The following is an 11429-nucleotide window of genomic DNA, read 5'->3' as shown; positions in this document are numbered from 1 at the left end:
TTGAATGTTGAATTTCTTGTGTCATTTCGACGGGAGCGTAGCGGATTGGAGAAATCTCCATTTGAGTATGGAATTATATAAGATTTATACTGAAAGCTGAATTTAGAGGACGTTTTCAAAAATGTAGGATGAGATTCCGTGTCAAGCACGGAATGACGAAACGAAGTCTATAAAAATGATAAAGGTTGAATGTTGAATTTCTTGTGTCATTTCGACGGGAGCGTAGCGGATTGGAGAAATCTCCGTTTGAGTATGAAATTATATAAGATTTATACTGAAAGCTGAATTTAGAGGATTTTTCAAAAATGCTGGATGACATTCCGTGTCAAGCACGGAATGAAGTAAAGGGTTCTAAAAAATGTATTTCATATAAATCCCTCCACCACGCCTGCCTGCCGGTGAGGCAGGGTTGGGATGTCGTAAAAAGAAAATAATAATAAAACTAAAAAATAACAGCTATCAGCTGTACGCTGTAAACTGTTAACAGTAAACTATCACATAATGGCCAAAAATTACCTTTTAAGAATCGCGCTAGTGCTTTTCTTTTCTTCTTCGATAATTGCACAGGAAGATCCTTCGCTTTTAAGCTTAGAACGCATTTATTCTTCTTCAGAATTTAGTAGCGACTATCAACGTCCTATTTTTTGGATCGAAGATGGTGATGCTTTTGTAAGTATCGAAAAAGATGATGCCGGTAATGATGAGCTTATAAGATACGAGAGTAAAAATTATAAATCAAGTACATATTTAGCGGCCAATAATCTTAGTGTAAATGGAAAAAACCTGGCAATAGAAGATTTCTCGTTATCACCAGATGCTAGCAAGGTGCTTATTTTTACAAATTCTAGCAGAGTTTGGCGTTCTAATACCAAAGGTGATTTTTGGGTTTATGATTTCGATACTAAAGAATTAAAGCAGTTAGGAAAAGATTTTCCGTCTTCGTCATTGATGTTTGCTAAGTTTTCAGAGGACAATCAGTTTGTGGCCTATGTGCATAATTTCAATATTTATAAAGAGAATTTTAAAACAGGAGAACTTAGCCAATTAACCAAAGATGGCACCGGAGATATCATCAATGGAACTTTTGATTGGGTTTATGAAGAAGAATTTGGGATGCGCGACGGATTTATGTGGAATCCCGATGCTTCAAAGATCGCATTCTGGCAATTAGATGCTTCAGAAATTGGGACGTTTTATATGATCAATACTACAGATTCGGTTTATTCTGAACCTATTCCGCTTCAATATCCAAAAGCGGGATTCAATCCTTCTTCAGCAAAAGTTGGTATTGTAGATACAAAAACTTCCGAAGTAAAATGGATTCCGATGCCGGGAGATCCTGTTCAGCATTATTTACCTGCCATGCAATGGCTTGACGAAGATATGTTACTAATTCAGCAAATGAATAGAAAGCAGAATGAGCTTAATATTTTTACTTATAAACCTTCGACTTCAGCATTAAAAAAAGTATATACCGAAACTGAAGACACTTGGGTAGATTTGCGCTATCCTGATATTTCTTCGAACCAATGGGGAAATAACGATCAGTTAATTGTAGAAGACGGTAAATCGTTTTTACGAATGACAGAAAATGATGGTTGGCGCCATATTTACAAAGTTAATCTGGAATCTGGTGAGAAAACATTGCTTACACCTGGCGATTACGACGTAGCGACGTATTACAAAACTGATGATAAGAATTTATATATCGTTGCTTCACCAGAAAATGCAACGCAGCGCTATTTATACAGCGTGCCTTTAAACGGAAACGGAAAATTAACCAAAGTTACTCCGCAAGAATTTCAGGGAGTAAATACTTATGATGTTTCTCCAAACGGAGAATATGCAATCCATAAATTCACGAATGTTAGCACACCAAATACGGTAAGTTTAGTGAGTTTACCTAAGCATAAGTCGATTACAAGTTTAGTCGATAATCAAAGATTAAAAAACAAGCTAAGCACTTTAGCTTTACCTGAAACCTCATTTTTAAAAGTAAAAACCGATAAAGGAATTGAAATGGATGCCAGAATGACCAAGCCATTAAATTTTGATTCGGCTAAAAAATACCCGGTGCTTTTTCATGTTTATGGAGAACCCTGGGGCGTTGTCGCGACAGATCAATGGGTTGGTTTATACGAGATCTTTATGGCGCAACAGGGATTTGTGGTGATTAGTATCGATAATCGCGGTACGCCGACCTTAAAGGGTAGTGATTGGAGAAAAAGTATTTACCAGAATATGGGAGTGATCAATACGAACGATCAAGCCGCGGCGGCTAAAAAAGTACTTTCAACTTACGATTTTCTGGATGAAAATAGAGTGAATGTTTGGGGTTGGAGCGGTGGAGGCTCGATGACGCAAAATTTATTGTTTAGATATCCTGAAGTTTATCAAACAGGAGTTGCAGTGGCCGGAGTTGCCAATCAATTATTCTACGATAATATTTACCAGGAACGTTATATGGGATTGCCGAGTGAAGATAAAGAGAAGTTTATTGAAGGTTCGCCTGTTACCTATGCCAAAAATCTGGAAGGGAATTTATTGCTGATTCATGGTACCGGCGATGATAATGTGCATTACCAGAACATGGAGTTTTTAGTGAACGAATTAATACGAAATAACAAGCAATTCGATATGATGTCTTACCCAAACAGGGCGCATCATATTTACGAAGGGAAAAACACTTCGATTCACCTGTATACGTTAATTACTAATTATTTCTTAGAACATAACGGACTAAAATAATCTTAAGGATGAAAAAACTAACCAGTATTTTAGGATTATCGCTTTTGGCAATGGCTTGTAAAAACAATGCCGAAGAAACTAAGGAAGAATCTGTTGTGATCGAAAAACAACTGAAAATTCCTGAGAAAGTTTGGATGGTGCCAGATTCTAACGATTATGATGATCCAGAAAGTGTGTACAGTTTTTCAAGATTTAGAACATCTAATGATTTCGCTATTTTTTGGGATAAAGAATATGGCGAAGATCCTTCTAAGAATGAAAACGAGGTAAAGACTTTTAATGTTGATTCCTTGATTCTAGAGGGAGAGCGCTTTTTCAATTATTATGTAGATGAACTTCAGTTTTTAGAAAAAGGAAAATCTACCACAGATAGCACCAAAATCTTGATGTACGTCTTTGGTGGGGATGATGGTACTGCCTACGGGGCAGGAAAAGATAGTATTGGGATGTTATGGTCGCCGGCGGTACGAATCCATAAACCACCTTATGGCGCTTTGGCGCACGAGCTTGGGCATTCATTTCAGTATTTAACGGGAGCCGATGGGCATTTTGGGTTTAAAAATGGCGGTAGTATTTGGGAAATGACGTCGCAATGGATGCTATGGCAGGTTTATCCTAACTGGATCGAGTTTGAAAATTATCATTTACAGGCATTTTTAGACAATACATATCGAGCATTTCTACACGAAGAAAATATGTATCATTCACCTTTTGTTTTAGAATACTGGTCGAATAAACATGGCAAAACCTTTATTGGTGAGCTTTGGAGAAATTCTAAAAAAGGCGAAGATCCTGTGTTAACCTATCAGCGATTAACTAATATTGATCAGAAAACTTTTAATGATGAAATTTTTGACGCTTCCAGAAGATTTGTGACTTGGGATATGCCAAGAATAGAAGAAGTAAGTAGTGAATATGCGAATATCCATCATACCAAATTAGATAAGATCGAAGATGATTGGTTTCAGATTTCAGCAAAAGAAGCACCGCAAAATTATGGCTATAATGCCATTCCTTTAAAAGTGCCAACCTCTGAAAAAGTAAAATTGAAATTTGAAGGAATAATCGAAAGTGAAGAATTCAATATTCTTAAACCTGAAATTGCAGGTTGGAGGTATGGATTTTTAGCGGTGAGCGAAAATGGAGAACGTCACTACGGAAAGATGTACAGCCAGGCTAAGAATGAAATTAGTTTTGAAATTCCACAAACCACAGCGCATTTATGGTTGGTAGTAAGTGGTGCTCCAACAGAACATTTCATTCATAAGATTGACGGTAATCCAGATAATGATGAACAATGGCCTTACAAGCTAAAATTTGAAAATACGAACCCGAAGAATGAAAACTAAGATCCTTTTTATAGCCATATTAGGTGTTTTTACCAATGTTTTTTCTCAGGAAGAAATCACATCACCAAATAATCATATAAAGATTGAAATTGAGCATGATAACGAACTTTATTTAAAAGTTTACTTGAATAATGAAGAGCTTATCGAAAAGGTAAATCCCAAAATGGAGTTTACTGGCGGTAAATCTTTTGGAGCTGGCGATAAACTTAAAAATCTAAGCACTAAAACCGTCGATGAAGAAATCGAGGCTGTTGTTCCCGTGAAATCAAAGCTCATTAGAGATCACTACAATCTTTTAAAAATGAGCTTCAAAAATTACGATTTTGAAGTTAGAGTTTATAACAATGGCTGGGCGTATCGATTTGTTTCTAAACTGAAGGGTGAAATTGAAGTTTTAGATGAACAAATGAATCTTCAGTTAGGAAAAGATTATACCTGCTACTTACCTGAAGAAGAAAGTTTGATCTCTCATTTTGAAAATTACTATGAAAAACTTCCAACTTCAGCAATAGAAAACGGAACGATCGCAGCTTTGCCAACTTTGTTTACGAATGAAAAAGGCATCAGTTTTTCGGTAACCGAATCGAATTTGTATGATTATCCTAATCTTTTTTTAGAGAAAACTGAAAACGGATTCAAAAGTAAATTTCCGAAGTATGTATTAAAAACTAAGGAATTAAAACCGGGACAGGATCGTTTGGAAGCTATAGAAGAAGCGGCGCCGTTTATCGCGAAAACCAAAGGAAAAAGAGAATTCCCGTGGAGAGTTTTTATGATTGCTGAAAATGATAAGGAAATCATCGAAAATAACCTGGTGTATCAATTGGCTAGTCCACTTAAATTAAAAGATCCATCTTGGATAAAACCGGGAAAAGTAGCCTGGGATTGGTGGAATGCGAACAATGTTTATAATGTTGATTTTGAAAGTGGAATTAATACTGAAACATATAAGTATTATATCGATTTTGCTTCGGAATTTGGTTTAGAATATATCATTTTAGATGAAGGCTGGTCTAAATCTACACTGAATGTGATGGAACCTAATGAAGATATCGACATGGAAGAATTGACTACTTATGCTGAAGCGAAAAATGTAGGAATTATTCTATGGAGTTTATGGCGACCATTAGACGAAAATATGGAAGCGCTTTTATCTAAATATGAAGCTTGGGGGATTAAAGGAGTGAAAGTAGATTTTATTCAGCGAGCAGATCAATATGTGACTAATTTTTATGAAAGGCTTGCAAAAAGTGCTGCAGATCATCATTTACTGGTAGATTATCATGGCGGCATGAAACCTTCTGGAATGCGAAGAGCCTATCCAAATATCATAAACTATGAAGCGGTAAAAGGTCTGGAAAACGATAAATGGGAAGATCTTATTACTCCAGAGCATGATCTTACAATTCCATTTACCAGAATGACCGCCGGAATTTTAGATTATACTCCGGGTGGTATGGATAATGCACACAAAGAAAACTTTGCAGTTCGTTTTGATCGCCCAATGACTTTAGGAACCAGGGCACATCAAATAGCTTTGTACACTATTTTTGAAGCACCATTGCAAATGCTTGCCGATACACCTTCAAGTTATTACGAAAATCGAGAATCGGCCGAATTCATTTCAAAAATCCCAGTGGTTTGGGAAGAAACTAAAGTGTTGGATGCCAAGATTGGAGATTATTTAATAATTGCTCGTAAAAATGGCGATTCCTGGTATGTAGGAGCCATAACAGATGATTCTGCCAGAACTTTTGAAATTGATCTTTCGTTTTTAGATGATAATACAAATTATCAATTAGATTGGATCGAAGATGGTAAAAATTCAGATAAAGTGGCTAAAGATTATGCCAAAAAATCAGCAAAATTAACTTCAGAAGATAAGATAGAGATCAAAATGAATAAAGGTGGAGGATGGATAGGAATTTTCACTCGATAATCGATATTCATCACTAACAATTTCAGCTAAAAAATGCCGTAATTTTTAAGAAATATTAATTCTTTTGGCGAGCTAAATTTCAAGAAATTATGGTGAAAAATTTTGAATTTATAGGGCTCGATATTAGATAAAAATAAGCTTCCTTTTATAATCGAAATAAACTAAAAAGATCTGGTAAATACTACCAGATTTTTTTATGTCTACATGCTAAATCGAAAAAATCATTTAAAGTTAATTTATTATTAAAAATTATCATAATATATGATAAGCTTGTGTTAATATACTATCAAAGTTGGAGTGATATTATACCTAATATTGTTACTGTTTATTGTTCATTATTAAAATTATTTAAGTGTTTTTGGTGTGTTTACTATACATAAAATGTTAAATAATATTAAAAAGTGAATTTTAATTCAAAAGTTAATTATCAAACAGTTTTGTTAAAATGAAAATCACTCTTAGTAAGAAAAATCGATTAAAATTTCTACTATTAATTTGTGCTTTCATACCCATTTTAGGTTTTTCCCAAACCGGAAAAACAATAACGGGTGTGGTAAAAGATGCCAATGGTTTAGGTTTACCAGGTGTTAATGTACAGGTTGAAGGAACAGATGTTGGAGCCGCCACCAATTGGGAAGGAGAATTCTCTATTGAAGCCGAAAGCGGTGATGTTTTGGTCTTCTCGTTTATTGGACTAAAAACGAAAAAAATTACAGTAGGTAGTGATACCGTTTTAGACGTACAAATGGAAGAAGATTCTGGCGCCTTAGAGGAAGTCGTTATTGTTGGATTTGGTGTACAAAAAAAGGAATCTGTTGTAGGGGCAATTTCTCAGGTATCTGGAGAAACCTTGCAAAAAGTAAAAATGGGAGGAAGTTTAGAAAACTCCTTACAGGGAAATTTGCCAGGTTTAACCGTAGTGAGTACAGATCCTACGCCAGGTGAAGAAGCGATAGGAGGTCTTTCTATGGTTATTAGAGGAACTTCTTCTATGGGGTCTAACGGTCCGCTTTATATTGTAGACGGTGTAGAAAGACCAATTTCGAATATCGATCCTAACGATATTGCATCTATCTCTATATTAAAAGATGCCTCGGCAACTGCAGTATATGGGGTTAAAGGAGCAAACGGAGTTGTAATTGTAAATACGAAAAGAGGTGCATCTGGAGCACTTCAGCTAAACTTTAATTCTCAGCTTTCTATTAAAACTCCAACAGAATTACCGGAGTATATGAACGCCTACGAAACAATGCTATTAAGAAATGAAGCCTATCGTAACGATGGTATGTGGAATAACTTAATTAGCGATGAAGAGCTGGCACATTATAGAGACCAGGATTTGCCTTATTTATATCCAGATTTTGATTGGATGGATTATTATTTTAAACCTGGTTTTGACCAGAATTATAATCTAAATGCTCGTGGAGGAACAGACTTTGTAAAATATTTTGTTTCTGTAGGATATCTAGAAGAGGGTGATGTTTTTGATGTTGGAAATGTTTTTCCTTATGATTATGACGAAAGAAATGCACACTACTGGCACCAGCGTTATAACTTCAGAAATAATTTAGATTTTACGTTAACTGAATCTACACAATTAACCTTAAACGTAGGAGGTAACCTAAAAGTTTGGAATAAGCCTATTGATGATTATACTCAGGAAAACTGGTACCAGTCTGTTACGGCAATGCCATATTATCCTGCAGATGCTTTAAATGCATATCCGGATGGATTAATCCCTTATAACCAGTCGGGCATTCGTCCTTATATCAATCCAGATATGGGAGAAGTGCGTTTAAACTGGCAGGGAGGTCAGGGATTCCAACGATTAAAGTCTAATGAATTGAATGTGGATATAAAATTTAATCAGGAATTAGATTTTATTACTAAAGGTTTATCTGCTAATATTCTTTATTCATACAATACTTTACAGCAGTATAGAAAATATTATAGATTACCGTTATACTTTGGATATTTTTTAAATCCACAAACACAAGAGTGGTCTCGTTATGATAACTGGGGAACAGAAGATCTTGATACACCTCAGCCTCCATTGAATATTTCAGAAACAGAAAATATTTCAGATGCTTATAGGTCTCATTTTTACCAGGGACAGTTAAATTATAACAGAAGTTTTGGAAAACATAATTTTGGATTAACGGGAGTATTTACAAGAAGAGAATCAAGAGCAATTTCAGACTTTACACATTACGAAGAAAACTGGATAGGTAGAGGAACTTATAATTATGATCAGCGTTATTTTCTTGAAGCCAGTATTACGCATTCTGGTTCAGAGAAATTTGCTCCCGGACTTCGTTTTGGTACTTTCCCAGCATTTGCCGGTGGATGGACAATTTCTAACGAAAGTTTTTATAAAGACTCGAAGGCAAGCACATTTATGGATTTCGTAAAGCTTAGAGGTTCTTACGGGGTTGTTGGTAGTGATGCCGGTATCGATAGATGGCTTTATATTTCTGAATTTACCGATGGTGATCAAACTATTGGTTTTGGTAATCCTATTCAATATTACCCGGTAATTAATGAAGGAAATATACCGGTAACCGATGCAACCTGGGAAGAAGCAACAAAATCTAACGTTGCAGTAGATCTTGGATTTTTTGATAGCGCTGTAACCTTATCAGTCGATTTATTTGATGAAAGAAGAACAGGTGTGCTTCAATCTAGACAATCTGTACCAAGTTATATCGGGGTTTCAGGAATCTCAGGAAACCTTGGAGAAACCAAGAGTCATGGTATGGAAGTACAGTTAGGCTTCAATAAAGCGATAAATGATAACTGGGTTGTATATGGATCTGCAAATATTGCATGGTCTGAAAACCGAGTGGTTTACTATGACGAGCCAGCTTCAAGACCTTTTCATTTAAAAGCAGAAGGAAAACCGGTAGAGATCGCCAGAAGACTTGGATGGTATACACCAGGAACAGGAGTTATGGATAATGGATTTTATCAAAATTTCGATCAATTATTCATGTACCCAAGAGCTTCGGGTGGTAGCCCAATCGTAGGAGATCTTGCTTTCATGGATTTTAATGGAGATGGTGTTGTAGACCAGCAGGATAGAATAGTTTCAGAATATCCAATTGTACCAGAACTTAACTGGAATGCATCTTTAGGTGCTAATTTTAAAAACTGGTCTTTAGATGTTCAATTATACGGTATTGGTAAAACTCAGCAACCAATGCGCCAGGGAGGAATGTTCTTCTTATATCCTTTTACAGAAGGTAAGAACAATGCTTTTACCGCACATGGCAATCACTGGACGCCAACCAATACAAATGCAGAATTCCCATCTGTACATAATGTAGCGATCGATCAATATAACTATCGTATTAGTCAGTTTTCTATGATCGACGGGCAATATATCAGGCTAAGAAATGTAAGACTGGGATACACTTTAAAATCAGACTTCTTAGATAAATTAAGTATTAAAAACGTGAATTTCGGTTTAACCGGTACCAACCTGTTAACCTGGTCACGTAGAGGTTGGGGAGGTGATCCTGAAGGATTCAACTTCGGGGCAGATTTTGGTGCCTACCCACAGATGAAGAGATACTCTTTTGATCTATCTATTGAATTCTAAAAATATTGATTATGAAAAGACTATTATTTTTTCTTATTGCTCTACCGTTTTTCACAAGTTGTGAAGACTATTTAGATAGAGTACAGGATTCTGCCGGTATGCAGGAAGATGAAGTTTTTACCGACTATAATAACTTTAGAAGTTTTCAGGATCGTATGTATCAGGATCTACTTCATTATTTGTCTCCCGGTGATTACTCGTACATCGCAGCAGTTTCAGACGAAGGTTATATGAGCTCAGATTGGGAAACGCTCCCGGTTATTCAGAATGGAGATTACTTAAGAGCATATAACACAGCACAGGCCTTACAGTTTAATGGAGACGGAGTTTGGGGATCTTGGGCCAGCATTAGAATTCTAAATATTTCTCTTGAAAATTTAGATATGTTAGAAAATGCTTCGCAGGCTCAGATCGATCAACTTAAGGGTCAGGCGCATTTTATGCGTGCGTGGTATTATTATGAATTCTTAAAAAGACAGGGTGGAATGCCATATATTACCAGAAGTTTTAGTGCTTCAGATAATTTTGCTTTACCACGTGATTCTTACCACGAAACTGCGATGAATATCGTGGCAGATTTAGATACTGCTGCAACCTTATTGCCAACACGTTGGGACGAAGCCAATCTTGGTAGACCAACACAAGGAGCAGCCATGGCACTTAAAGCCTCAACCTTGCTTTTTGATGCCAGCCCAAATAATAACGCAGGGAATGATGTTTCAAGATGGGAAGCAGCGGCTGAGGCCTCTTGGGATCTTATTGAAGTTGCCGATGCTGGTAGATATTCTTTAGTGCCTTCAAACGGCACAGATGAAGTAAGATACTTAACTCCTGAAGGTGAACAAAGCATTCAGTTTGCCAGTGGTTTTGATAGCATTTTTATGTATCAGCCAACAAATTCAGAAATTATCTGGGAAAATTATCAGGCAAGCCGTTATACCGATACGTGGAATGTATTTAGTGTTCCTAGTTTGGCTCCGGGTGGTGTAATTCAGGGATTTAGCCCAAGTGCAAATATGGTAGATATGTTTGAAACCGAGAATGGTTTAGCGATTTCAGACGATCCAGACTATGATCCTCAAAACCCTTATGTTGGTAGAGATCCTAGATTTTATCACTCGATTATTTTTAATCAGGAACGATGGACTTCCCAAACCGGGAACTATATGGAGCTTTTTGAAGGTGGCGAAGAAAGAACAGGACAACCACATTACTCTTTTACAGGTTATTTAGCCAGAAAATTTTGGGCTAGAAATATCGACCAATGGTCTGGTGCTACAGCACCAAATACACATGTGATATATTTTAGACTTGCAGATATCTTGTTACAATATGCTGAAGCAGCTAACGAAATTGGAGGACCAAATTATAGTCTTCCGGGAGCAAATCTTACTGCTGTAGAAGCTGTTAATCGTGTAAGAGCCAGAGTAAATATGCCAGGAGTAGCAGCTCAATATCTTGGAAATGCAGATAGTTTTAGAGAGCGTATTAAAAATGAAAGAGCTATAGAGTTGTATCTGGAAGGAAAAAGATATTTCGATCTAAAAAGGTGGAGAGATGCCAGCGATTTAGAGCATAGAGCAATTTACGGAGTAGAATTGACAGAAGATCCTTCTCAACCTACGGGTTATAGTATTAATAGAACATCTGAACCTGTTTTTACTTTAACCTTTGGAGAAAGACATTACAGATGGCCAATACCATTAGAGGATGCTACAATTTTCCCAGAGTTTAATCAAAACCCGGGTTGGTAAAATAGTATACAATTGATAACACTATCAGTTAAAAAATA

At 36.3% G+C, this 11429-nt stretch carries 5 protein-coding genes; all 5 read left to right on the top strand.

Going from position 1 to position 11429, the window contains the following annotated elements:
• Positions 1–501 precede the first annotated feature (501 nt).
• The 5 genes from IIF7_RS18755 (at position 502) to IIF7_RS18735 (ending at position 11391) form a co-directional block, all read left to right on the top strand.
• Entirely contained in the window at positions 502–2748 is a 2247-nt protein-coding gene (locus IIF7_RS18755) for a S9 family peptidase (protein ID WP_084843220.1), read from the top strand.
• A gap of 8 nt (positions 2749–2756) precedes the next feature.
• A complete protein-coding gene (locus IIF7_RS18750; RefSeq protein ID WP_084843219.1) occupies positions 2757–4097 on the top strand; it encodes a DUF6055 domain-containing protein in 1341 nt (446 codons plus the stop codon).
• Entirely contained in the window at positions 4087–6036 is a 1950-nt protein-coding gene (locus IIF7_RS18745) for a glycoside hydrolase family 97 protein (protein ID WP_084843218.1), read from the top strand. The genes IIF7_RS18750 and IIF7_RS18745 overlap by 11 nt, the downstream gene beginning before the upstream one ends.
• 445 nt (positions 6037–6481) lie before the next feature.
• The gene (locus tag IIF7_RS18740) at positions 6482–9637 is read left to right on the top strand and encodes a SusC/RagA family TonB-linked outer membrane protein (protein ID WP_084843217.1); all 3156 of its coding nucleotides are present in this window, start codon (positions 6482–6484) and stop codon (positions 9635–9637) included.
• 11 nt (positions 9638–9648) lie between these two features.
• The gene (locus IIF7_RS18735) at positions 9649–11391 is read left to right on the top strand and encodes a RagB/SusD family nutrient uptake outer membrane protein (RefSeq protein WP_084843216.1); all 1743 of its coding nucleotides are present in this window, start codon (positions 9649–9651) and stop codon (positions 11389–11391) included.
• Positions 11392–11429 lie beyond the last annotated feature (38 nt).

The organism is Zunongwangia atlantica 22II14-10F7 (assembly GCF_002094855.1).
GTDB lineage: Bacteria > Bacteroidota > Bacteroidia > Flavobacteriales > Flavobacteriaceae > Zunongwangia > Zunongwangia atlantica.
Note: the sequence above shows the minus strand (reverse complement) of the source record. Positions and strands in the feature narration are given on the sequence as shown.